22 protein-coding genes are annotated in these 24,071 nt (G+C 67.4%); 11 read left to right on the top strand and 11 right to left on the bottom strand.

Annotation, left to right across the window (positions count from 1 at the left end; translation table 11 throughout):
* Window positions 1–47: 47 nt before the first annotated feature.
* The 11 genes from DSM104443_RS16720 to phnD (DSM104443_RS16670) form a co-directional block, all read right to left on the bottom strand.
* Complete coding sequence (locus DSM104443_RS16720; RefSeq protein ID WP_171094255.1) at window positions 48–1,121, bottom strand: flavodoxin family protein; 1,074 nt, start codon at window positions 1,119–1,121, stop codon at window positions 48–50.
* A 50-nt stretch (window positions 1,122–1,171) separates the two neighbouring features.
* Window positions 1,172–1,864 (bottom strand): two-component system response regulator KdpE, encoded by a 693-nt coding sequence (gene kdpE / locus DSM104443_RS16715; protein WP_171094253.1) that lies wholly within the window; start codon window positions 1,862–1,864, stop codon window positions 1,172–1,174.
* Entirely contained in the window at window positions 1,861–4,554 is a 2,694-nt protein-coding gene (locus tag DSM104443_RS16710) for a DUF4118 domain-containing protein (protein WP_171094251.1), read from the bottom strand. The genes kdpE and DSM104443_RS16710 overlap by 4 nt, the downstream gene beginning before the upstream one ends.
* A gap of 19 nt (window positions 4,555–4,573) precedes the next feature.
* Entirely contained in the window at window positions 4,574–5,146 is a 573-nt protein-coding gene (gene kdpC, locus DSM104443_RS16705) for a potassium-transporting ATPase subunit KdpC (RefSeq protein ID WP_171094249.1), read from the bottom strand.
* Between the two features lie 16 nt (window positions 5,147–5,162).
* Window positions 5,163–7,259: a potassium-transporting ATPase subunit KdpB gene (gene kdpB / locus DSM104443_RS16700; RefSeq protein ID WP_171094247.1), complete on the bottom strand. Its 2,097-nt coding sequence runs from the start codon at window positions 7,257–7,259 to the stop codon at window positions 5,163–5,165.
* Complete coding sequence (gene kdpA, locus DSM104443_RS16695; RefSeq protein ID WP_171094245.1) at window positions 7,256–8,977, bottom strand: potassium-transporting ATPase subunit KdpA; 1,722 nt, start codon at window positions 8,975–8,977, stop codon at window positions 7,256–7,258. The genes kdpB and kdpA overlap by 4 nt, the downstream gene beginning before the upstream one ends.
* A 294-nt stretch (window positions 8,978–9,271) precedes the next feature.
* Entirely contained in the window at window positions 9,272–10,102 is an 831-nt protein-coding gene (gene phnE / locus DSM104443_RS16690; protein ID WP_171094243.1) for a phosphonate ABC transporter, permease protein PhnE, read from the bottom strand.
* On the bottom strand, window positions 10,099–10,905 hold the full coding sequence (gene phnE, locus DSM104443_RS16685; RefSeq protein ID WP_171094241.1) for a phosphonate ABC transporter, permease protein PhnE: 807 nt from the start codon (window positions 10,903–10,905) through the stop codon (window positions 10,099–10,101). Before phnE (DSM104443_RS16685) ends, phnE (DSM104443_RS16690) begins: the two co-directional genes overlap by 4 nt.
* Window positions 10,906–10,927: 22 nt before the next feature.
* Entirely contained in the window at window positions 10,928–11,686 is a 759-nt protein-coding gene (gene phnC / locus DSM104443_RS16680; RefSeq protein ID WP_171094239.1) for a phosphonate ABC transporter ATP-binding protein, read from the bottom strand.
* Window positions 11,683–12,684: a phosphate/phosphite/phosphonate ABC transporter substrate-binding protein gene (gene phnD, locus DSM104443_RS16675; protein ID WP_171094237.1), complete on the bottom strand. Its 1,002-nt coding sequence runs from the start codon at window positions 12,682–12,684 to the stop codon at window positions 11,683–11,685. The genes phnC and phnD (DSM104443_RS16675) overlap by 4 nt, the downstream gene beginning before the upstream one ends.
* Window positions 12,685–12,694: 10 nt before the next feature.
* A complete protein-coding gene (gene phnD, locus DSM104443_RS16670; RefSeq protein WP_171094235.1) occupies window positions 12,695–13,702 on the bottom strand; it encodes a phosphate/phosphite/phosphonate ABC transporter substrate-binding protein in 1,008 nt (335 codons plus the stop codon).
* Between the two features lie 59 nt (window positions 13,703–13,761).
* Between phnD (DSM104443_RS16670) and DSM104443_RS16665 the strand changes: the two genes are divergently transcribed.
* The 11 genes from DSM104443_RS16665 (at window position 13,762) to DSM104443_RS16615 (ending at window position 24,043) form a co-directional block, all read left to right on the top strand.
* Entirely contained in the window at window positions 13,762–14,652 is an 891-nt protein-coding gene (locus DSM104443_RS16665; protein ID WP_171094232.1) for a TraB/GumN family protein, read from the top strand.
* Window positions 14,649–16,325 (top strand): thiamine pyrophosphate-binding protein, encoded by a 1,677-nt coding sequence (locus DSM104443_RS16660; protein ID WP_171094230.1) that lies wholly within the window; start codon window positions 14,649–14,651, stop codon window positions 16,323–16,325. The genes DSM104443_RS16665 and DSM104443_RS16660 overlap by 4 nt, the downstream gene beginning before the upstream one ends.
* Before the next feature lie 172 nt (window positions 16,326–16,497).
* Entirely contained in the window at window positions 16,498–17,331 is an 834-nt protein-coding gene (locus tag DSM104443_RS16655; protein WP_171094229.1) for a YihY/virulence factor BrkB family protein, read from the top strand.
* Window positions 17,328–17,711 (top strand): VOC family protein, encoded by a 384-nt coding sequence (locus tag DSM104443_RS16650; protein ID WP_171094226.1) that lies wholly within the window; start codon window positions 17,328–17,330, stop codon window positions 17,709–17,711. Before DSM104443_RS16655 ends, DSM104443_RS16650 begins: the two co-directional genes overlap by 4 nt.
* 56 nt (window positions 17,712–17,767) lie before the next feature.
* Window positions 17,768–18,469, top strand: coding sequence for a phosphate signaling complex protein PhoU (gene phoU / locus DSM104443_RS16645; RefSeq protein ID WP_171094224.1), 702 nt, complete (start codon window positions 17,768–17,770; stop codon window positions 18,467–18,469).
* Window positions 18,469–19,158: a phosphate regulon transcriptional regulator PhoB gene (phoB, locus tag DSM104443_RS16640; RefSeq protein ID WP_171094222.1), complete on the top strand. Its 690-nt coding sequence runs from the start codon at window positions 18,469–18,471 to the stop codon at window positions 19,156–19,158. The genes phoU and phoB overlap by 1 nt, the downstream gene beginning before the upstream one ends.
* 15 nt (window positions 19,159–19,173) lie before the next feature.
* Window positions 19,174–20,472 carry a phosphate regulon sensor histidine kinase PhoR gene (gene phoR / locus DSM104443_RS16635; RefSeq protein ID WP_171094220.1) on the top strand — a complete coding sequence of 433 codons (1,299 nt, stop codon included), beginning with the start codon at window positions 19,174–19,176 and terminating at the stop codon, window positions 20,470–20,472.
* A gap of 117 nt (window positions 20,473–20,589) precedes the next feature.
* Window positions 20,590–21,681 carry an ABC transporter substrate-binding protein gene (locus tag DSM104443_RS16630; RefSeq protein ID WP_171094218.1) on the top strand — a complete coding sequence of 364 codons (1,092 nt, stop codon included), beginning with the start codon at window positions 20,590–20,592 and terminating at the stop codon, window positions 21,679–21,681.
* 128 nt (window positions 21,682–21,809) lie between these two features.
* Entirely contained in the window at window positions 21,810–22,664 is an 855-nt protein-coding gene (locus tag DSM104443_RS16625; protein WP_171094215.1) for a UDP-2,3-diacylglucosamine diphosphatase, read from the top strand.
* A complete protein-coding gene (locus tag DSM104443_RS16620; RefSeq protein ID WP_246232318.1) occupies window positions 22,657–23,670 on the top strand; it encodes a glycosyltransferase family 4 protein in 1,014 nt (337 codons plus the stop codon). The genes DSM104443_RS16625 and DSM104443_RS16620 overlap by 8 nt, the downstream gene beginning before the upstream one ends.
* Window positions 23,654–24,043 (top strand): diacylglycerol kinase, encoded by a 390-nt coding sequence (locus DSM104443_RS16615; protein ID WP_246232315.1) that lies wholly within the window; start codon window positions 23,654–23,656, stop codon window positions 24,041–24,043. The genes DSM104443_RS16620 and DSM104443_RS16615 overlap by 17 nt, the downstream gene beginning before the upstream one ends.
* Window positions 24,044–24,071: the final 28 nt, after the last annotated feature.

Here is a 24,071-nt window from a genome sequence, read left to right as displayed (position 1 = left end):
ACTCCATTTAGCTCCAGGCGACGAAGCTAAATGGAGTCTGACCCCATTCATTTCGGACGCGGGCGTTCGAGGTTGCGGTCGGGCGCCTTGAGGCGGCCGGCGCGAATGTCGGCGACGGCGCGCGCAACGGCCCGCGCGACATTACGAGCCTCCTCCTGCATCGCCTTGTCGCGGTCCAACGCGTCGTGGCTCGTGGCGTACGGCTCGTAGTAGCCGATGTAGCGGTCGAGCTTGGCCTGGGCGCCGGCATCGATGAGGCCCATCCAGTCGAGCCAGTCGCCGAGGGCCTTGCGCGTGTCGTCGGTCCCGGCCACGTCGCCGTGGATCACGAGGCCGTAGGCGCGGCCGGCGAGGTGCTTGGGATAGTCCCAGCCGGCGAGCTCCACTTTCTTCGCGAGCTTCGGGTCCTTTCCCTGCGTGAGGGTGGGGTCCGGGTTGCCGCCGTCCGCGCAGACGAGCCTGTCGATCATCAGCTTCATCGACGAGGACGCGTGGTACCAGTTGACCGGCGTGCAGAGGATGACGCCGTGCGCCGAGGCCCAGCGCTCGTAGATCTCGTTCATCCAGTCGCCGACCTGGTTCAGCGAGTGGTTGGGGTAGCAGCTGCACGGCCAGTGGCAGAGGGGCTGCGCGGTGGAAACACACGCCTTGCAGGGATAGATGCGGCGGCCGAAATCGGACGTGAGGCGGCTCAGGTCGAGAAGATCCACCTCCACCCGCGCGGTGGAAAGCGTGCGTTCGATGACCTTCGCGAGCCGGAACGTCTTCGACATCTCACCGGGGCACGTTCCGTCGTTGCGCGACGAGCCGCACACCACCAGGACCCGCGAGCGCCCGCGCTTCGAGCCGTGCCGCTTCTCCGCGGCGCGAATCCGGTCCCGCGCCTCCAGCCACTCCACGGACATGTCGTACGAAGGGTCGTGGAAAGCCTTGCCGGCCTTCACCGTGACGGGCGCCTTGCGTCCCTCCTTGTACGCATCCCACGCGATGGCCTCGAGGCGCGCGATCGCCTCCGCCTCCGCGGCGAACGCAGGATCCGCGTAGGACTGGTGGAAGCGCACGGTGAATTCCTTGCGCGGGATCGGAAACGGCGGCGCTTGGCCGGTGCGCAACTTGGTCATGGAACCTCCGGGTCTGGACCCGTGAGACTCCGGCGCCGCGACTGCGTTCGCTACGGCACGAGTCGATAACCGACGGCCGTCTCGGTGAGGATGTGGCACGGCCGCGCGGGGTCGTCCTCGAGCTTGTGGCGCAGGTGGCCCATGTAGACGCGCGCGTAGTGCCCGTGCTCCACGTGCGACGGCCCCCACACCTCGCGCAGGATTTGGCGATGGGTGAGCACCTTGCCCGCGTTGGCCACCAGCAGCGTGAGCAGGCGGTACTCCACCGGGGTGAGATGAACTTCCTGGCCGCCGCGCTTCACCACGCGGGCTTTCTGGTCCACCTCGACGTCGCCGAAGCGGAACACCGCGCCGGGCTCGCCGGGAGGAAGGTTCCGCCGCCGCAGGGCGGCGCGCACACGCGCCAGCAGCTCGCCCACGCCGAAGGGCTTGGTGAGGTAGTCGTCCGCGCCCGCGTCGAGCGCCCCGATCTTGTCGGACTCGCCGACCCTCGCCGACAGCACGATGACCGGCGTCGAGGACCAGCCGCGCAGGCCGCGGATGAAATCGACGCCGTTGCCGTCCGGGAGGCCCAGGTCGAGGATGACGAGGTCGGGCTTGCGCGTCCCGGCGTCCACCAGTCCCTGCTTCACCGTGTCCACCTCGTGCACGATCCATCCCTCGGCCTCGAGGGCCGCGCGCACGAACTGGCGGATCTGCGCCTCGTCTTCGACCAATAGTGCGACGGGTGCGGGCGCGCTCACGCGTCGGGCTCCGCGATCGTGGGAGGCGTCCCCCGCGGCAGCGAGATCACGAAACGCGCGCCTCGCTCGCGCCCCGCCTCCGCGGCGATGGTGCCGTGGTGGGCTTCCACGATGGCGCGAACGATCGCGAGACCGAGGCCCACGCCCGGCGTGGCCGACTCCTTCTCGCCGCGCGCGAACTTCTCGAACACGGCTTCCTCGCGTCCGCGCGGTAGCCCCGGTCCGTCGTCGCTCACCGTGACCTCGATGCGCTCGCCGGCCGGCCGCGCCGCGATCGTGACGCGCGTGCCCGGCGGCGTGTACTTCGAGGCATTCTCCAGCAGGTTCACGAGCACGCGCTCGAAGAGCACCGCGTCCAGCTGCACGAGGGGAAGATCCGCCGGCAGGTCGACGTGCACGGGATGCGCGGCCATGGCGGACGCCGCCGCGCGCAGCGCCGCGCCCACGACCTCCTCGAGCGGCTGCCACTCGAGGTTCAGGCGCACGTCGCCGCTCTGGATGCGCGCCATGTCGAGCAGGTTGTTCACCAGCGCGATGAGGCGGCGCGTCTCCCCGGCGATGGAGGCGGCGATCTTCTCCTGCGCTTCGGCGAGGGGCGGCCGCGTGAGGGCCAGCGTCTCGGCCAGGCCCAGGAGCGCGGCCAGGGGCGTGCGCAGGTCGTGCGAGAGCGCGGCGAGCAGCGAGTTGCGCAGGCGTTCGGACTCGATCCGGACCAAGGCGTCGCGTGCGACCTCGACGTAGTGCACGCGCTCGAGCGCGATCGCCGTGAGCGCCGCGAACGCCTCGTAGTGGCGGCGCTGCTCGGGGATCAGCAGGTGACGCGCGCGTTCGGGCCGGATCGCGAGCACGCCTCGCGTTCGCATCGGAGCCTTCAGGGGCAGGAACAGGTACTCGTTGCCCGGCAGGGTATCCGTCCCGGCGCCCGCGGGCTTCGCGTGCTCGTAAGCCCAGCCGGCGGTCACCTCGTCGACAGGATTCGTGAGCCCGTGCGCGGTCGGGGAATGCAGCCGCGCTTCCGTCCGGTCGGGAACGAGCACCGTCACTTTCGCGTGGAAGGCGGCCGCCATGAACGCTTCGGCGGTCTCGATCACCTGCGGCGTGGTGAGCAGTCCCGAAAGATCGCGCGCGAATTCATAGAGCGTGCGCGAGCGTTCTTCGCGATGCGCGGCAATGCGTGCCTGGAAGCGCGCACCCGCGGCAAGCTGGCCCGTGAGCAGGCCCACCACGAGCATCACGGCGAACGTGAGCAGGTACTGGAAGTCGCTCACCGCGAACGAGTAGCGCGGCGGCACGAAGAAAAAATCGAACGCGACGACGTTCAGCACCGCGGCGAGCACGGCCGGGCCTCGGCCCCATCTCACGCCTGCGAGCACGACACCCAGCAGGAACACCATCACGATGTTGGCCTGCTCGAAGTAGGGGAAGATCAGCGCCGCGATCCCGGTGGTCGCGAGGCAGGCGACGACCGTTCCCGCGTAACGCCAGCGGCGCTCGCGATCCTTCGGGTCCGGCTCCTCGGCGATCGTGGGCGAGGACACCACGGGCGCACCCGCATCCTTCGCGCCGCGGCCGATCTCCACGACGTCGAGCTCCTCAGCGGCCGTGGCGATGCGATCGCTCAGGCTTCGCAGGCGCCACGCACGCACCGCTCCCCGCCCGACGACGACGGTCGACACATTGGTGGATCGCGCATGGTCGACGATCGCCTGCACGACGTCGGAGCCTGTGAGGATGGCGGTGCGCGCACCGAGATCCTGGGCCAGCTTCACCACGCGCAGGATCCGCTCCCGCTCCGGCGCGCGCAGCCGCTGCAGGTGGGACGTCTCGACATAGACCGCGTGCCATTCCGCGCCCAGGGCGCCCGCCAGGCGGGCCGCGCTGCGCACCACGTGCTCCGCACCCTCACCCGGGCCGATAGCGCACAACACCGCGGACTGCGTCTTCCAGACGGCCTCGATGTCCTTGTCGGCACGATAGGCCTGCACGTCGTCCTCGACCGCCTCGGCGGTCCTGCGCAGTGCCAGCTCGCGCAGGGCCATCAGGTTGCCCTTGCGGAAGAAGTTCGCCGCCGCATGCTCGGCCTGCGCGGGCATGTAGACCTTGCCCTCCTTCAGGCGCGCGAGCAGCTCCTCGGCGGGGATGTCGACCAGCACCACGCTGTCGGCCGCGTCGAAGAACGTATCGGGCACCGTCTCCCACACCTTCACGCCCGTGATGCCGCCGATCACGTCGCTCAGGCTCTCCAGGTGCTGGACGTTCAGCGTCGTGAAGACGTCGATGCCGCGCGCGAGCAGCTCCTCGATGTCCTGCCAGCGCTTCGGATGGCGCGAGCCCGGCGCGTTGGTGTGCGCGAGCTCGTCCACGAGCAGCAGGGAAGGACGGCGGGCGAGGGCGGCGTCGATGTCGAATTCCTCGACGCTGCCGGTCTCGTGGGGGACGGCCTTCCGGGGCAGGAGCTCCAGGCCTTCGAGCAGCGCAGCGGTCTCGCGCCGGCCATGCGTCTCGACGAGGCCCACCACGACATCCCGGCCCTCGTCGCGCTGGCGGCGGGCGGTCGCGAGCATCGCGTAGGTCTTGCCGACGCCGGCCGAAGCGCCGAAGAAGATCCGCAGCTTGCCGCGGGCGGCGTCGCTCGCCTCTTGCTTCAGGCGGTCAAGCAGGGCGTCCGGGTCGGGACGTGACGCATTCATGCTTCATGATAATCCGCCCTCATCGCGCGGCGTCGAGCGCGAGGTTGAGCATGACCACGTTGACGCGCGGCTCGCCGAGCACGCCCAGCTGCCGGCCTTCCGTGTTCGCGGCCACGAGCGCACGCACTTTCGCGGCGTCGAGGTTGCGGGCCCGGGCGACGCGAGCGACTTGGTATTCGGCCCCTTCCGGGCTGATGTGCGGATCGAGGCCGCTGCCGGAGGCCGTGACGAGATCGACGGGCACCGGAGCGTTGTTGCCGGGATCGGCGTCGCGCAGCGCCTTCACGCGGGCGGCGACCGCCTCGGCCAGCGCGGGATTCAACGGTCCCTGGTTGGAGCCGCTCGAGGCTGCCGCGTTGTACGGATAGGGCGACGTGGCGGAGGCGCGGCTCCAGAAGTGCTTCGGATCCGAGTACGGCTGCCCGATCAGCTCGGAGGCGACCGGCTTGCCGTCTTGCATCACGAGGCTTCCCCCGGCCTGAGACGGGAAGACCACTGCGCCCACGCCGGTGACGGCGAGCGGGTAGGCCACGCCCGTGACGACCGTGAGCGCGACCGTGAGGACGAGGGCGGGACGAAGTTCCTTCAGCATGGTGAGTCCTTTCGAGTTACGCGAGACCGAGCACGACGAGGATCATGTCGATCAGCTTGATGCCGATGAATGGCACCACGAGGCCGCCGACGCCATAGATCCAGAGGTTGTCCCGCAGCACCTTCGCAGCCCCTTGCGGGCGGTAGCGCACGCCCTTCAGGGCGAGCGGCACCAGCGCGATGATCACCAGCGCATTGAAGATGACGGCCGAGAGGATCGCGCTGTTGGGCGAAGCGAGGCGCATCACGTTCAGGGCATCGAGCTGCGGGTAGGTCGTGGCGAACGCGGCCGGGATAATGGCGAAGTACTTCGCGACGTCGTTGGCGATCGAGAATGTCGTGAGCGAGCCGCGCGTCATCAGCAGCTGCTTGCCGATCTCCACGATCTCGATCAGCTTGGTCGGGTTGGAGTCGAGGTCGACCATGTTGCCGGCCTCCTTCGCCGCCTGCGTGCCGGTGTTCATGGCGACCGCGACGTCAGCCTGCGCGAGGGCGGGCGCATCGTTGGTGCCATCGCCGGTCATCGCGACCAGGCGCCCGTGGGCCTGGTGCTCGCGAATGAGGGCGAGCTTCGCTTCCGGCGTCGCTTCGGCGAGGAAGTCGTCTACGCCCGCCTCGGCGGCGATCGCGGCGGCCGTGAGCTTGTTGTCGCCGGTGATCATGATGGTCTTGATGCCCATCCGCCGAAGCTGGGCGAAGCGCTCCTTGATGCCCATCTTCACGATGTCCTTCAGCTCCACCACGCCGAGCGCGCGGCCGCCTTCGGCCACCACGAGCGGCGTGGCGCCGCGGCGGGCGACGGAATCCACGATGAGCTGCAACTCGCGCGGGAAGACGCCGCCCTTCAGCTCGACCCAGGCGCGGATCGCGTCGGCGGCGCCCTTGCGGATTTCCCTCGTGCCGAGGTCGGCGCCGCTCATTCGCGTCTGCGCCGTGAACGCGATGAACGCGGCGCCCAGCGTGGCCACCTCGCGCTCGCGGATGCCGTATTTCTGCTTGGCGAGCACGACGATGCTGCGGCCCTCGGGGGTCTCGTCGGCGAGCGAGGCGAGCTGCGCCACGTCGGCGAGCTCCTTCGGGCCCACGCCCGCCGCGGGGTGGAGGTCGGTCGCCTGGCGGTTGCCGAGCGTGATCGTGCCGGTCTTGTCGAGCAGCAGCACGTCCACGTCCCCGGCCGCTTCGACGGCGCGGCCCGAGACGGCGATCACGTTCGCGCGCAACGTCCGTCCGATGCCGGCCAGGCCGACGGCCGAGAGCAGGCCGCCGATCGTGGTCGGAATCAGGCACACGAGCAGCGCCACCAGCACGGTGACGCTGACCGCCGAGCCTGACTTCATCGCCTCGACGGCAAAGATCGAATACGGCAGCAGCGTCGCGGTGGCGAAGAGGAACACCAGCGTGAAGCCCACGAGCAGGATCGAAAGCGCGATCTCGTTGGGCGTCTTCTGCCGGCGCGCGCCCTCGACCATCGCGATCATGCGGTCGAGGAAGGCCTCGCCCGGGTTGACGGTGACGCGCACCACCAGCCAGTCCGAAAGCACGCGCGTGCCGCCGGTCACCGAGGAGAAGTCGCCCCCGGAGCCGCGGATCACCGGCGCGGATTCGCCGGTGATGGCGGATTCGTCCACCGTGGCCACGCCTTCGACCACCTCGCCGTCGGCGGGGACGAACTCGTTGGCCTCCACCAGGAAGAAGTCGCCCTTGGCGAGGCGCGTGGACGGAACGCTTTCATGGGCTTCGCGTCGAGCAGGGTCGGCGAGCTTCTTCGCGAACACGTCGCGCTTGGCCGAGCGCAGCGAATCGGCTTGCGCCTTGCTGCGGCCTTCGGCGATCGCCTCGGCGAAGTTCGCGAAGAGCACCGTGAACCACAGCCACAGCGTGATCGCGAGGATGAATCCGGGCTGCGCTTCGGCATTGCCCCGCAGCGCCAGGACCCACAGCGCCGTGGTGAGGATGCTGCCCAGGTACACCACGAACATCACGGGGTTTCGCCATTGGTGCTGGGGCAGCAGTTTCACGAACGACGAGACGAGCGCGGAGCGCAGGATCGAGGGCGTGACGAGCGCGCGGGCCTGGCGTTGCGGCGAGACGGTCGCGTGGGAGATCGCGTTCATCTCGGATTCACCATCATGAGATGCTCGACCCCGGGGCCGAGCGCCAGCGCGGGGACGAACGTGAGGGCGCCGACGATGACCACCGTGGCCATGAGCAGCACGACGAAGAGCGGCGTGTGGGTGGGCAACGTGCCCAGGCCCGGGGGGACGGATTTCTTGGCGGCCAGCGCTCCCGCGATGGCGAGTGTCGGGATCGCGAGCCAGTAGCGCGCGAAGAGCATCGCAAAGCCGAGCGCCGTGTTGTAGAACGGCGTGTTGGCCGAGAGTCCCGCGAACGCGCTGCCGTTGTTGTTCCCCGCCGAGGAGAACGCGTAGAGGATCTCGGAGAAACCGTGTGCGCCGGGGTTGGCGATGCCCGCTTTGCCGGGATCGACCAGCACCGCGACCGCGGTCCCCACCAGTACGACGAAGGGCGTGACCAGGATCGTGATCGCCGCCATCTTCATCTCGAAGGACTCGATCTTCTTGCCCAGGTACTCGGGCGTGCGGCCGATCATCAGCCCCGCGACGAAGACCCCGATGATCGCGAAGACCAGCATGCCGTAGAGCCCGGAGCCGGCACCCCCGAAGATGACCTCCTGGAACTGGATCAGCCACATCGGCACCAGCCCGCCCAGCGGCGTGAACGAATCGTGCATCGCGTTTACCGAGCCGTTGGAGGCGGCCGTCGTGGCCGTGGCCCAAAGCGCGGAGTTCACGATGCCGAAGCGCACCTCCTTGCCTTCCATGTTGGCGGCGGTGTCGGCACCCTGCTTCGCGAGCATCGGGTTGCCGGATTGCTCGGCGCCGACGCACAACGCGAGGAACGCGACGAAGAGGATCGTCATCGCCGCCATCACCGCCCAGCCCTGGCGGCGGTCGCCCACCAGGACGCCGAACGTGTAGCAGAGCGCGGCGGGGATCAGCAGGATCGCCAGGACCTGGAAGAAATTGGACAGCGGCGTCGGGTTCTCCAGCGGGTGCGCGGAGTTCACGTTGAAGAAGCCGCCGCCGTTGGTCCCGAGCTGCTTGATGGCCACCTGCGAGGCCACCGGGCCGACGGCGATGACCTGCTCCTTCTGGACGACGGTCGTCTTCTCGGGTGTCTCGTAGGTCACGCTTTCGACGAGGGGAACGGTGGGATAGGCGGAAAACGTTTGCGGCACGCCCTGGCTCACGAGAGCGATCGCCCACACGAAGGCGAGGGGCAGCAGGATGTAGAGGGTGCTCCTCGTCATGTCGACCCAGAAATTGCCCAGGGTCGAGGCGTTCTTGCGCGTGAAGCCGCGGATGAACGCGACGAGTGTCGCCATGCCGCTCGCAGCGGAGACGAAGTTCTGCACGGTGAGTGCCAGCATCTGCGTGAGATAGCTCATCGTCGATTCGCCGCCGTAGCCCTGCCAGTTGGTGTTCGTGGCGAAGCTGATCGCGGTGTTGAAGGCGGAGTCGGGCGAGACGGCTCCCAGGCCGGCGGGGTTCAGGGGCAGCGAGGCCTGGAAGCGCTGCAGGGCATAAACCGCAAGCAGGCCCACGACGTTGAAGATCAGCATCGCGATCGCGTACTGCGTCCACTTCATCTCGTGCTTCGGGTCCACGCCGGCAGCGCGGTACAGCAGGAGCTCGCCCTTCCACGAAGGCTCTCGCGAGTACACGCGCGCCATCCAGAGCCCCAACGGCTTGGCGAGCGCGATCAGGACGACGAGGTACAACGCGAGCTGCAGGTAGCCGTTGCCGCTCATCAGAATTTCTCCGGCACGACGAGCGCGATCAGCAGGTAGGCGAGGACGATGAGGCAGTAGATGCCGCCCAGCGTGTAGATGAGCGTCATTTGCGCAGCCTCTCGCAAGCGAGCACCAGCCCGACGGAAATGGCGAAGAAGGCCCCGGTGAGGGCCAGGAATACGAGATCCATGATCGGTTCTCCAGGGTGACGCGAAGGAGTATGGAGACGGACCTGTAAAGATCTCGTATAAACAACGTCATTCCCGCGGAGGCGGGAATCCAGGCTGGGTTCCCGCCTTCGCGGGAACGACGTCAGAGGATCCGCTTGCGGATCTGCGTGACGACGACCTCGGCAACCACGACCACCGCGAAGATCGCGAAGAGCACCATCGCGACGCGGTCCCACTGGAAGAGGTTCATCGCGGAGTCGAGCGCCATGCCGATGCCGCCCGCGCCGACCAACCCCAGCACCGCGGATTCGCGCACGTTGATGTCCCAGCGGAAGAGCGCGATCGACCAGAAGGCTGGCTCGACCTGCGGCCAATAGCCCCAGAGGAATCTCGAGCGCCACGGGGCGCCGGCCGCCTCCAACGCCTCGATCGTCCCGCGGTTGGATTCCTCCAGCGCCTCGCCGAAGAGCTTGCCGATGAAGCCGATGGAGCGGAAGGCGATCGCGAGCGTGCCGGCCAGCGCACCAGGCCCGAACACCGCGACGAAGAGCAGCGCCCACACGAGCGAGTTCACCGAGCGGCTCGATACCAGCATCAGCTTGGCGAGGTAATTCAGGGGCCGCGACGGCACCGCGTTGTTCGCGGCGAGGATGCCGATCGGCACCGCCATCACGACCGCGAGGATCGTCCCGAGCGTGGCGATGTGCAGTGTCTCCACCAGCGCGTCGTGCACGCCCTTCGGGTAGTGGCTCCAGGCGATCGGCCACATGCGGCGGAAGAGATCCATCATCTGTTCCGGCGCGTCGTAGAGGAACTCGGGAATGATCTCGATCGCGCGCACCGACAGGACGATCGCGATCACCACCGCGAGATAAACCGCGAAGCGCGAGATGCGCTGTCGGGGCGTGAAGCGGCGCCAGGTACGGGCTTCGACGTGGGCGAGGGCGGCGTTCGGAGGCGCGGCCGTGCTCATTCGTCCTCCACCTGCCCCTTGCCGAGGAAGACCTTCCGTACCCAGGTCGCGAGCACCTCGCCCACCATGATCATCGCGATGATCGAGAGCAGGATCGCGGCGACGAAGTCGTAGTCGAAGCGCTGGAACGCGGAGAAGAGCGTGCCGCCGATGCCGCCGGCGCCGACGATCCCGACCATCGTGGAGTTGCGCAGGTTCGAATCCAGCGAGTAGGTCGCGAAGCCGATGAAGCGCCCGAACACCTGCGGCATCACGCCATAGGCGATCACGTTCATGAACGAGGCGCCGGTCGCGCGCACCGCTTCCACTTGCTTGAGCGAGATCTCCTCGATCGCCTCGGCGAAGAGCTTGCCCACGAAGCCGATCGAGGCCACGACCAGCGCACCGATGCCGGCGATCGCGCCGAAGCCGACCGCCTTCACGAACACGATCGCCACGATGACCGGATGGAACGAGCGCGCGGCCGCGATGATCGCGCGCGCGGGCCAGGACACCCACGGGGGCATGAGGTTGCGCGCGGCCAGCAGGCCGATGGGCAGCGCCGCGGCGATGCCAAGGACGGAAGCGAGCACCGCGATCTCGAGCGATTCGGCGAGACCCTTCGCGAGCGAGTCGGGCTGCGCGATGCGCGGCGGGAACATGCGGCCGAGGAACTTCGCGCCGTTGTCGAGGCCGGCCACGAACCGGTCGGCATTGAAGTCGAGCCGCCAGAAGGCGTAGACGACGTAGAGGGCGAGCGCGATCCACGCCACCCGCGCCCAGGTGCGGGGCTTGAAGGCGACGCGGTCGGCGGGGACGCTCATCTCCCCCACCCTTGGGAGGGAGTCAGGCCAGCCACGACTCGCCGCCGTAGATCGACTTCAGCTCCGCCTCGTTCAGGCCCGAGCCGTCGCCGTCGTACACGACCTTGCCGCCCGACATGCCGACGATGCGCGTGGCGAAGCGCTTCGCGAGCTCCACGTCGTGCATGTTCACGATGACCGGCAGCGAATGCTCGCGGCCCACGTCTTTCATGAGCTGCATGATCTCCACCGAGGTCTTCGGGTCGAGCGAGGAGGTGGGTTCGTCGGCGAGCAGCAGGCGCGGGTGCTGCATCACGGCCCGCGCGATGCCGACCCGCTGGCGCTGGCCGCCGGAGAGCGCGTCGGCGCGCTGGTTGGCGAAGCCCGCGAGGCCCACCTGGTCCAGCAGGGCGAACGCGCGGTCGATATCCGCCTGGGGGAACTTGCGCAGCCATGCCTTGAACACGGGCGTGTAGCCGAGGCGACCCGAGAGCAGGTTCTCCATCACGGTGAGGCGCTCCACGAGGTTGTACTCCTGGAACACCATGCCGATCTGCCGGCGTGCCTCGCGCAGCTCGCGTCCGTGCACCTTGGCGATGTCGCGGCCGCCGAAGAAGATCTCGCCCGCCGTGGGGTCGACGAGCCGGTTGATGCAGCGAAGCAGCGTGGACTTGCCGGTGCCGGACGGACCGATGACCGCGGTGAGGCCGGTCGCGTCGAAGTCGAGGGACAGGCCGTCCAGGACGCGCTTGCCCTTCACGTACTCCTTGACGAGGCCGCGGACCGCGAGGGCTGCGGTCATTTCTTCGCGGCCGCCGCGGCTTCGGCGCGTGCTTTCTCTTTCTCGAACGCGGCCTTGTTGAACGCGAGGCCGCTGTCGGCCGCGACCTTGCGGACGATCTCCCAGTCCTTCTTGTAGTCGATGGGCAGCCACCGGTCCGCACCCTGGAAGCCTTTCTGCATCTCCGGCGGATAGCGGAAGGCGTACGAGCAGGACTTGATCTTCTCCTGCAGCGCGGGTGCGAGGTCGTGGGCCATCGAGACGCCGCCGGGCGCGAAGTTCGCCGACTTCCAGATGATGCGGAAATCGTCCATCTTCACCACGCCGCGCTCGGCCATGCGCACCAGGAGGTCATGCGCGATCGGCGCGGCATCGTAGTCGCCCGAAGCCACGCCCATGATCGAGTTCTCGTGCTTGCCCGAGAAGACGACGGTGTAGTCCTTGTCGGGCACGAGCCCCTCGGCGGGGAAGAGCGAGCGTGGCGCGAGGTTGCCGGAGTTCGAAGACGGCGAGGTGTGCGCGATCCGCTTGCCCTTCAGGTCCGAGAGCTTCTGGTACGGGCTCGCCTTCTTCACGATCATCCAGAGCTGGTAGCCCTGCGGGCCGCTCGCATCGCCGCGGATGCCGAAGGGAATGGCGCCCGCGACATTGACCGCGAACGCCGTATCCCCGGAGGACATCGTTCCCAAATGCATGCGGCCCGAGCGCATCGCCTCGATCGACGCCGCTGCGGAATAGACGTCGTAGTAGCGGACCTTCTTGCCGGTGCATTGCGCAAGGTGATCCACGTAAGGCTGCAACAGCTTGTTGTAGACCGCGGGGTCGTCGAGCGGCGAGTTGGTGAAGAAGAGCGTGTCGGGATCCTTCACGCGCTTCGGATCGCGCGGCGTGTCCGCGAGGAGGTCCCCGTTCTCGTCGCAGAACGGGGTGTCGAGGTCGCCGCGGCTCTTGCACGCGTCCTGCGCAACCGCGGGCAGCGTGGCGAGCAGCAGCGAGGCAAGCGCGATCCGGAGCTTCATGGCGTTCCCCTTATTTCTTCTTCTTCGCCTCTTCCTCGCGCTTGGTTTCCTTCTCGTAGGCCTCGCGGTTGAATTTCTCGCCGCCGGCCTCGGACACCTGGCGCACCACCGACCAGTGCTCCTTGTAGTTGATCGGGAAGAAGCGGTCGGCTCCGTCGAAGGCCTTCTTCATCTCTTCCGTGAAGCGGTAGTCGTAGAAGCACTTCAGCATCTTGTCGCGGAAGGCCGGCTCGAGGTCGTGCGCGTAGGCGAACGACGAGGTCGGGAACTTGGCGCTGCGATAGATGATCCGGTAGTCGCTTTCCTTGATCTGCCCGCGCGTGCCCATGCGGTGGAAGACGTCGGAGGCCACGGCGGCCGCGTCGTAATCGCCTGTGCCGACGCCGAGGATCGACTGGTCGTGCTTGCCCGAGAAGAGGATCTTGTAGTCCTTGTCGGGGGCGAGGCCTTCCTTGGGGAAGAGCGCCATCGGGGCCATGTGGCCCGAGTTGGAGGAGGGCGCGGTGTGCGCGACCTTCTTGCCCTTCAGGTCCGAGAGCTTCTGGAAGGGGCTCGAGGCCTTCACCACCACGATGAGGTTGTAGCCCTGGTAGTCCTTCTCGTAGCCCTTGATGCCGAAGGGCACGGCGCCCGCGATGTTCACCGCGAAGGCCGTGGGGCCGGTGGAGAAGCCGCCGACGTGCAGGCGGCCGGAGCGCATGGCTTCGATCTCCGCGGCGTTGCTCTGCACCTGGTAGAACACGACCTTCTTCGCCGTGCATTGCGCCAGGTGGTCGGTGAACGGCTTGAAGATCTTCTCGTACACGGCCGGGTCTTCCACCGGGGTGTAGGTGAAGACGATGGTGTTCGGATTTTTCAGCTTTTTCGGGTCCTTCGGGACGTCGGCGACCATGTCGCCGTTGTCGTCGCAGTACATCGCGTCGAGGTCGCCGCGGCTCTTGCACTCCTGGGCGAAAGCGGACGCCGCGAAGCTCAGTGCGGCAATGGCGAGGACGCTCGCCACGGTGCGGTTCTTCATGGTGGAACTCCTCCGGTGGACGTCGGGAATGTTTTTCGCCCGATTGTACAATGCGAGGTATGAGATCCCTCCTCGCAGCACTGCTCCTCGCCGCCTTGCCCGCCTGGGCCCAGGCACCCGCCGCATCCGTCGGCACCGGCAGCTCCCACTACCTGTGGCAGGTGTCGTCGATGACCAACCGCATCTACCTGTTCGGCACGGTCCACGCGGGCAAGGCCTCGTGGTACCCGTTCCCCGACGTGGTGGAAAAAGCGATCGACGAATCGCGCGTGATCGCGGTGGAGGCCGACATCACCAACCAGGAAGCGATGACCAAGTCCGCCGGCGCGATGATCTACGTGCCGCCGGATTCGCTGCAGAAGCACGTGCCGCCCGCGGACTACGCGCGCTTCCAGAAGCTGCTCGCGAAGTACGCGATCCCGGAATCGACGATGACCACGATGAAGCCGTTCATGGCGGTTTCGTTGCTCGTGTTCTCGGAGTGGGGACGGCTGGGCTACCTGCCGGCTTACGGAGTCGACCTGCAGCTGCTGTCCAAGGCGCACCAGCAGAAGAAGCGCGTCATCGAGCTGGAAGGCGTCGAGACGCAGATCGCGCTCATGGAATCGCTCACCGAGAAGGAGAGCGCGCAGCTCTTCGCCGGCACGCTGAGCGCGCTGGAGAGCGGCCTGTCCGCCGAGCAGATCACGGGCATCGTGAACGCTTGGCAGACGGGCGACCCGAAGCTGCTCCTGGAGATCGCCAGCAAGTACAACACCGAGGTGCCGGGCGCGAAGGCGTTCGAGGAGAAATTCATCTGGTCGCGCCACGACGAGATGGTGAAGAAGATCGAGGGCATCCTCGCCACCAAGGACAAGACGTTCGTCGCCGTGGGGGCCCTGCACCTCGCGGGCGAGCGCGGCCTGGTCGAGATGCTGAAGAAGCGCGGCTACGTGGTGAAGCAGTTGTGAGCGTGGAGCGCGAAGGCGGGCGGATCCTCGTCGACCAGCTCGCCATCCACGGCGCGAAGCTCGCGTTCAGCGTCCCCGGGGAGAGCTTCCTCGCCGTGCTCGACGGCTTCTACGAGCATCGCGAGACGCTCAAGCTCATCACCTGCCGCCACGAATCCGCCGCGGCCAACATGGCCGAAGCCTACGGCAAGCTCACCGGGCAGCCGGGGCTCTGCTTCGTGACGCGCGGTCCGGGAGCCACGCAGGCCTCCGTCGGCGTGCACACCGCGTTCCAGGATTCCACGCCGATGATCCTCTTCATCGGCGACGTCGGCTCCGACTTCAAGGACCGAGAAGCCTTCCAGGAAGTGGACTTCCAGGCGATGTTCACGCCGCTCGCGAAGTGGGCCGCGCGCATCGACAGGGTCGAGCGCATTCCCGAGTACATCGCGCGCGCCTTCAACGTGGCGATGTCGGGTCGCAAGGGTCCGGTGGTCCTGGCGCTCCCCGAGGACATGCTGGCGCAAAGCGCCACCGTTCCCGATGCGCGGCCGGTTCGCGCGCCCGAGCCGCACCCTTCGGCCGGCGACATGAATCGCCTGCGCGAGATGCTCGCCGCCGCCCGCCGCCCGCTCGTGGCCCTGGGCGGCCCGGGCTGGTCGAAGGACGCGTGCGCGGACTTCCGCCGCTTCGCCGAGGCGCAGCACTTGCCCGTCACCTGCACGTTCCGCGCGCAGGACCTCTACGACAACCGCCTGCCGAACTACGTGGGCGACATGGGCGTGGGCATCAACCCGGTGCTCGCCGAGCGCGTGCGCAGCTCCGACCTCCTCGTCGTGATCGGCGCTCGCCTGGGCGAAATGACCACCAGCGGCTACACGCTGCTCGCATCACCGGCACCAAAGCAGAAGCTCGTGCACGTGTATCCCGCCGGCGAAGAGCTGGGCCGAGTGTTCCAGCCGGATCTCGCGATCGTCTCCGGCATGGGTCCGTTCGCGCTCGCCGCTTCCGGCCTCGCGCCGCTCGACAACCCGCCGTGGGAGAAGGACGTCCCCGACATGCGCGCCGACTTCGAGGCCTGGAACGCGAGGAAAGACATCGCCGGGCGCCTGCAGATGGCCGATGTCGTGAAGCACCTGGACCAGGTGATGCCCGAGGACACGATCTACACCAACGGCGCCGGCAACTTCGCGACGTACCTGCACCGCTTCCATCGCTACACCACGTACCGCACGGCGCTCGGCCCCACGTCGGGTGCGATGGGCTACGGCGTCCCCGCAGCCATTGCCGCCAAGCTGGCCGAGCCGTCGCGGGCCGTCGTGTGCTTCGCGGGCGACGGCGACTTCATGATGGCCGGCGCGGAGCTGGCCACGGCCGTGCAGTTCAACGCGCCCGCGATCTTCCTGGTGATCAACAACGGCATGTACGGCACGATCCGCATGCACCAGGAGAAGCACTACCCGGGCCGCGTCTCGGGAACGGATTTACAGAATCCGCATTTCGCGGCGTTCGCGCGCTCGTTCGGCGCGGTGGGCGAGATCGTCGAGGAGACTTCCCAATTTCCGGGGGCGCTGGAGAGATCGATTGCGTCGGGCAAGCCCGCAGTGATTGAACTTCGGATCGATCCGCAAGCCATAACTGCGAACACGACTCTCGACGCTTTGCGCGCGTCATCCCTGGCCAAGAAGAACTAGAGCGGTCGAAACACAGAGGACACAGAGGTGGCACAGAGGACACAGGTGAAAACCTTCAGGGCAATCCGCTTGTCGATGGCCGTCCCGCTTCTTGACGTCCCAGCCCTTCTGCTTTTCCTCTGTGTCCTCTGTGCCACCTCTGTGTCCTCTGTGTTTCTTGAGTCCAGGTGCCATGCCGAGGTTCGGTGAGTTCGCGATTCAGGTCCTGAAGGCGTTCAAGGCCAACCAGGGCCTGCTGCTGGCCGGTGCCGTGGCGTATTACGCGCTGCTGTCCATCGTGCCGCTGCTGATCCTCTTCGTGATCGGCTTCTCGCACTTCATGGACGAGAACGAGCTGCTCGCCACGATCGCCCGCTACGTGGAGTGGATCGTCCCCGGGCAGGGCAAGGCGATGGTGGGCGAGCTCTCCGGCTTCCTCGACAACCGCCTGGTGCTGGGGCCGGTGCTGCTGGTGACGATGCTCTTCTTCAGCTCGCTCGCGTTCTCGGTGCTGGAGAACGCCATGTCGGTGATCTTCCTGCACCGGCTCGCGGACCAGCGGCGCCATTTCCTCGTCTCGTTCTCGATGCCGTACGTCTACATGCTGTTGCTGGGCGTGGCGCTCGCGGGGGTGACGCTGATGTCGGCCGAGCTCGAGCGCTTCGACAACGACAGCGTCTCGCGCGTCACCCTGTATGCGATGGGCATCTTCGGCGAGCTGTTCCTCCTCACGTCGATCTACTACGTGATGCCGGTGGGCCGACTCACCTTCAAGCACGCGCTGCTGGGCGGCGCCACGGCGACCCTGCTGTGGGAGATCACGCGCCACGTGCTGCGCTGGTACTTCGGGTCGCTATCCCAGGTGAACGCGGTGTATGGGTCGTTCGCGACCGTGATCGTGATCCTCCTGTCCTTCGAATTCGCGGCGATCCTGCTCCTGCTGGGCGCGCAGGTCATCGCCGAGTACGAGCGCATCCAGCGCGGAGAACCCGTCCAGCCTCCCATTCCCGTGAGGACCGAGCCATGAGCGACCTGAACTCCAAGCACAACCGCACCGTCTGGGTGGACATCCCCGTGGCGGACCTCGACCGCGCGTCGGCCTTCTACACCGCCGTGCTGGCGCTGCCGATCCACAAGCATTCGATGGAAGGCTTCACCTTCTGCGTGCTCGACCACGGGGACGGCAACGGTGGTTGCCTGGTACCGGACAAGGACGCGATCACCACCAAGGGCATCCTGGTCTACATGAACGTGAGCGGGCGGATCCGCGACGCCGTTTCCAGGGTCGTCCCGAACGGCGGGAAGATCCTCGAGGAGACCCAGTCCATCGGCCCGCATGGCTTCCGGGCGGTGGTGCTCGATTCCGAGGGCAATCGCATCGCCCTGCACTCGGAAAAGGACGCCTGACGCCCCGGTAACGGAACTGTCACACTGGGGGTCTATCCTCCGAGGGGAGGAAAACCATGACCGACCACATCAGCAAGCAGTACGACCAGGACCTCGAGACCATCCGTTCCCGCATGATGCAGATGGGGGGGCTGGTCGAGTCCCAGGCGCGCGCCGCGATCGACGGCTACATGACCGGCGACATCGCCCGCATCGACGCCGTGATCGCCAACGACAAGCGCGCCAACGAGCTCGAGATCGCCATCGACAACGACCTGGGGCAGATCATCGTGCGTCGGCAGCCCGCCGCGTCCGACCTTCGCCTGATCCTCGCCGTCAGCAAGACCGTGACGGACCTGGAGCGCGTCGGTGACGAGGCCGCCAAGATCGCCCGCATGGCGCGCGAGATCCACGGCAGCCGCGTCGTCTCCGGCATCCCGCTCACGGCCGTGGGCCACGTCTCCGAGATCGCGATCGGCATGCTGCGCCGCTCGCTGGACGCCTTCGCGCGCCTGGATGCCGCCGCTGCCGCGCGCGTCTGCGCCGAGGACGTCGCGATCGACTCCGAATTCCGCTCCATCATCCGCCAGCTCATCACCTTCATGATGGAAGACCCGCGCACGATCTCCACGTCGCTCAACATCGTCTGGGTGGCGAAGGCGTTCGAGCGCATCGGCGACCACTCGAAGAACATCGCCGAGCACGTGATCTACATCGTGAAGGGCCGCGACGTCCGCCACATCCCGCTCGCCGAGCTCGAGCGCGAGGCCCTGGGCTGATGGGCGCCGACATCCTCGTCGTCGAAGACGAGCCGTCCATCCAGGCGTTGATCGCGGCGTCGCTTCGCAAGAGCGGTTACCAGGTTCGAGCCGCGGCCAACGTGGAAGAGGCGTATCGCGCCCTCTCCGCCGCGCTCCCCGACGTCGTGCTGCTGGACTGGATGCTGCCCGACGGCAACGGTCCGGCGATCACCAAGCGCCTGCGCTCGGAAGCACGCACGAAGGAAGTGCCGATCATCATGCTCACCGCGCGCGCCGGCGATGAGGACAAGGTCGAAGGCCTGGCCTCCGGCGCCGACGACTACGTCACCAAGCCCTTCTCGCCGCGCGAGCTGGATGCGCGCATCCAGGCGGTACTTCGCCGCCGCGCTCCGCAGCTCACGCTCGAGATGGTCGAGATCCAGGGCCTGTCGCTCAATCCCGCCACGCGCACCGTGAAGGGCGACAAGACGACGCTCAAGATGGGCCCCACGGAATTCGAGTTGCTGCACTTCTTCATGACGCACCCGGACCGCGTGTACAGCCGGGCGCAGATCCTGGACCACGTGTGGGGCGACCACGTGTTCATCGAAGACCGCACGGTGGACGTGCATATCCGTCGGCTGCGCGATGCCCTCTCCCCGAGCGGCCACGACAGGCTGGTGGAAACCGCGCGCGGCGCAGGGTATCTTTTCCGCTCCGCTCCCTAAGCCAGGCCGCTTCGCATGCCGCAATCCCGGATTGCCCGGCGCCTCGCCGGCAGTGCCCTGCTTCTATTGGCGGCCGGGGTCGTGGCGCTCGTCGTCGGGTTCATGTTCGATTCGGAATGGGGCTGGGTCGTCTTCTCGATCTCGCTGCTGCTCCTGCTCGGCGACCAGCTTCGCCAGCTCTACGCGCTGGGAACATGGCTGGAAAGCGGCGAAGTGCGTGCCGAGCCGCGCGCCCGCGGTGCGTGGGACGAGCTGCATGCGCTGCTGCACCGCTCGAAGCGCGAGGCGGCGCGGCGCGAGGCGGAGCTCGCCCGCGCGCTCAATCGTTGGCGTGAGGCCGCTCGGGCACTCCCCGACGGCGTGGTGATCCTGCAGGACGATCGCATCGAATGGTGCAACGACACGGCGCTCGCCCACCTGGATCTCGATCCCGCGCGCGACGTCGGCCATGCCATCACGCACCTGGTTCGCATTCCGGAGTTCCTCGCCTACCTCGAGGGCGGCGACTACGCGAAGCCCATCGAGCTGCGGCCGCCGGACGGGCGGACGCTGTCTGTGCAAGTCGTTTCGTACGGCGACGGCCAGCGGCTCGTGCTCTCGCGCGACGTGACGCGCTTCGAACGCATGGAGCGCACGCGCCGCGAGTTCGTCGCCAACGTCTCGCACGAGATGCGCACGCCCCTTACCGTGATCACGGGCTTCCTCGAAACGCTGCGCGATGGCGGCGCGGATGCCGAGGAGACGCGCCACTACCTCTCGCTCATGACCGACCAGGCGCGCCGCATGGAGCGGCTCGTGGCCGATCTCCTCACGCTCTCCGCGCTCGAGTCCTCGCCCCCGCCGCCGATGGAGGAGCCGATCGACATGGGCGCGCTGGTCGAGCGCATGGGCGCGGAAGCGCGCGCACTTTCCGCCGGCCGCCACAAGGTCGAGGTGGAGCATGCGGAGGGCATCGAGCTCCTCGGCAGCGAGAAGGAGATCACCAGCGCGCTCGGCAACCTGGTGTCGAACGCGATTCGCTACACGCCGCAGGGCGGTACCGTGCGGCTGCGCTGGCTCGCGGAGCCCGACGGCGCCGCCTTCTACGTCGAGGACACCGGCATCGGGATCTCGCCGGAACATATTCCGCGCCTCACCGAGCGGTTCTATCGAGTGGATCGCGGCCGCTCGCGCGAGACGGGTGGCACGGGGCTCGGGCTCGCGATCGTCAAGCATGCCCTCGGGCGGCATGGCGCGACGCTCGACATCCACAGCACGCCCGGCCAGGGCTCGAGATTCACCGCTCGCTTCGCCGGCCCCCGCGTCCGGCAATAAAGGGGTCAGACCACTTCATTGCGCTTGCAATGAAGTGGTCTGACCCCTTTATTGCCTTTGACTCGAAGCAGTCATGCCGATTTCTCATGATGGCGGGCTCCCTGTCGAGGAGTCCGCATGCTTCGGTTTCGCGCTGCCATCACGTTGTTCCTCCTGGTCCCAGCTCTCTCCCACGCGCGTGACCTGATCGTCGGGCAGGTGGTCGACTATGCGGGCCCGTATGGCGAGGCGAGCCGCGACTACGTGGCGGGTGCGAAGACGTACTTCGACTGGGTGAACTCGCGCGGCGGCGTGAATGGCATGAAGGTGAAGCATTACGTGGTCGACGCTCCGAATGAAGAGGCGGTGCGCGGGGCCACGAAGCAGTTGCTCGACGAACGCAAGGTGGACGTGCTGTTCGGCTACATCGGCGACGATGCGGTCGAGGCGTACGCGAAGGTTCCCGGCAGCGCGGCACTGGTGGGACCGCTGGCGGGCGGCGACGCACCGATAGGAGCCGCACGGCGCATCTTCTTCACGCGCCCCGACTACGGCACCGAAGTGCGGCAGGTCGTCTCGCATTTCCGCGCCCTGCAGCTCTCGCGCTTCGCGATCCTGCGCGCACCCACCGACGACGCGGCCGGCGTGGCGCGCATCGTCGAGCGCTCGCTCGAGGCGCAGGGGCTGAAGCCCGTCGGATCGGTCGTGCTGAGCGGCTCGCTCGACAAGGACGCGGCGGCCGTGGCGGCGATGAAGCCGCAGGCCGTCATCATCGTCGCGGATACCGTCCCGGCGGCGGAATTCGTGAAGCGCTACCGTCCGCGCGACCCGGGCGCCAACCTCGTGGCGCTCTCGATGGTGAACCACCGCACGATGTTCGAGCTGCTGGGCCCCAAGCTCGCGCACGGCGTGATGATCACGCAGGTGGTGCCGAATCCCTCGTTCCCCGAAACGCCCGTCCTCAAGGAGCACCTGGACGCCATCAAGCAGTTCCGCGACGAGCCGCCATCGCACCTCACGCTCGAGGGTTTCCTCGCCGCCAAGGCACTCATCGAAGGCGTGCGCCGCGCCGGCACCTCGCCCACGCGCGAGTCGATCCTCGCCGCCTTCCAGAAGGCAGGCCGCCTCGACTTGAACGGCTACGTGATCGACCTCTCGCCGAACGGCCGCGGGGACTCGATCCATGTCGACCTCGCGATGATCCGGAAGAACGGCTCGCTGCTCCAGTGAAAATAAACGGGGTCAGACTCCAATTCGCAGTCCCGTGAATCGGACAGAAACGCGAATTGGAGTCTGACCCCAATCTGTCGCGCAAGCGACCTGCGATTGACTTGTGCCGCAAGGACAATTGCTTGGGAATGAAACCTCCAGTTCCCATCGACTACAATGACGACTCTCCCGCGCCGCTTCGCTTCCGCGCGATCTTCATCTCCGACATCCACCTCGGGACACCCGGCTGCCAGGCCGAACACCTGCTGGATTTCCTGCGCCATACGGAGAGCGACGAGCTGTACCTCGTGGGCGACATCATCGACGGCTGGCAGCTCCAGCGCCGCTGGTACTGGCAGCAAAGCCACAACGACGTGATCCAGAAGGTGCTGCGGAAGGCGCGCAAGGGCACCAAGGTCACGTACGTCGCCGGCAACCACGACGAAGGCATCCGCCAGTTCATCGGCCTCGCGTTCGGCGGCATCGAGATCGTGAACGAGTCCGCGTACCACACGAAGGACGGCCGGATGTTCCTCGTGACGCACGGCGACCTCTTCGATGCCGTGGTGCAGGGCGCCAAATGGCTCGCCCATCTGGGTGACGGCGCCTACAACCTCACGTTGAAGCTTAACCAGTGGTTCAACCACGCGCGCGCGAAGCTGGGCCTGCCGTACTGGTCGCTCGCGCGCTTCCTCAAGGATCGCGTGAAGAACGCGGTGAGCTACATCACGAACTTCGAGGAAGCGCTCGCCCACGAGGCGAAGCGCCGCGGCTTCGCGGGCGTGGTCTGCGGCCACATCCACAAGGCCGAGGTGCGCGAGATCGACGGAATCCTCTACTGCAACGACGGCGACTGGGTGGAGAGCCTCACGGCGCTCGTCGAGACGGAGGAGGGCGAGCTCAAGGTCATCGACTGGAAGGCGATCGAAGCCCTCAAACAACAAACCCTGTCCCCGAGGACAGAGGAACAGGAGGTGGAGCTTGCGCATTCTATTGGTGACTGACGCCTGGGATCCCCAGGTGAACGGCGTGGTGATGACGCTGCAGAACACGCTCGCCTGGGTGCGCCGCTGGGGGCACGAGGTGGAGGTCATCTCGCCCACCGGCTTCAAGACGTTCCCGATGCCCACCTATCCCGAGATCCCGCTCGCGGTGATGCCCGGCCGCGAGGTGGCGCGCCGCATCCGAGCGTTCGACCCGGATGCGATCCACATCGCCACCGAAGGCCCGCTCGGCAGCGCCGCGCGCTCGCATTGCCTGAAGGAGGGCCTCGCGTTCACCACGGCCTATCACACGTGCTTCCCGGAATACGTGAAGCCGCGCTTCGGCGTGCCGCTGTGGATCACCTACGCGATGATGCGTCGCTTCCACGCGCCGTCCAGTGCCGTGCTCGTCGCAACACCCGCCATCCGCACGCTCCTCGAAGGGCACGGGTTCGCGAACGTGGTGGACTGGGGCCGCGGCGTGGACACCGAACTCTTCCGCCCGGGCCCGGACCGCTTCGCCGACTATCCGCGGCCGGTGTTCGTGAACGTGGGCCGGGTCGCGGTCGAGAAGAACCTGCCGGCGTTCCTGTCGCTGGATCTCCCCGGCACCAAGCTCGTCGTGGGCGACGGCCCCGCGCGGAAGGAGTTGGAACGCCGCTTCCCCGAGGCGGTGTTCGTCGGCGCCAAGCGTGGCGAGGAGCTCGCGAGCTATTACCGCCGCGCCGATGTCTTCGTCTTCCCGAGCCGCACCGACACCTTCGGCCTCGTGCTCGCCGAAGCGATGGCGAGCGGCACGCCCGTCGCGGCCTATCCGGTGCGCGGGCCGATCGATGTGCTCAAGGATCCCGCCGGCGGCGTGATGGACACCGACTTGCAGGTCGCGGCCCTGAAGGCGCTCACCCTCGACCGCACAAAAGTGCGGCGTTATGCCGAGTCGTTCTCGTGGGAGCACAGCTCGAGGCAGTTCGTCTCGAGCCTGGTTCCGGCGCGCTCGCGGGAGGCCTCCGTTGCACAAGCCGCCTGAGCTGACCGAAAGCCCGTTCAAGGGCAAGACCGGGATCGCCCGGATCATCCAGGCGACGTGGAACTCGCTCGCGGGCCTGGCCGATGCGTGGAAGCACGAGAGCGCGTTCCGCCAGGAGGTGCTGCTCGCGATCGTGCTCGTGCCCTCGGCGTTCTTCCTGCCCGTCATGCCCGTGGAGAAGGCGCTGCTGATCGCGGTGGTCCTGCTGGTGCTCGTGGTCGAGCTGCTCAACTCCTCGGTGGAGGCGGCGATCGACCGCATCTCGTTCGACCACCACAACCTCTCCAAGCGCGCGAAGGACATCGGCAGCGCCGCGGTGCTCGTGGCGCTCGCCCTCATGACCGTGGTCTGGGTCGTCATCCTGGCGAAATAAACCGTCACGCAGCGCCGGGTGCCTCCTC

This window comes from Usitatibacter rugosus, from assembly GCF_013003965.1.
Lineage (GTDB): Bacteria > Pseudomonadota > Gammaproteobacteria > Burkholderiales > Usitatibacteraceae > Usitatibacter > Usitatibacter rugosus.
Note: the sequence above shows the minus strand (reverse complement) of the source record. Positions and strands in the feature narration are given on the sequence as shown.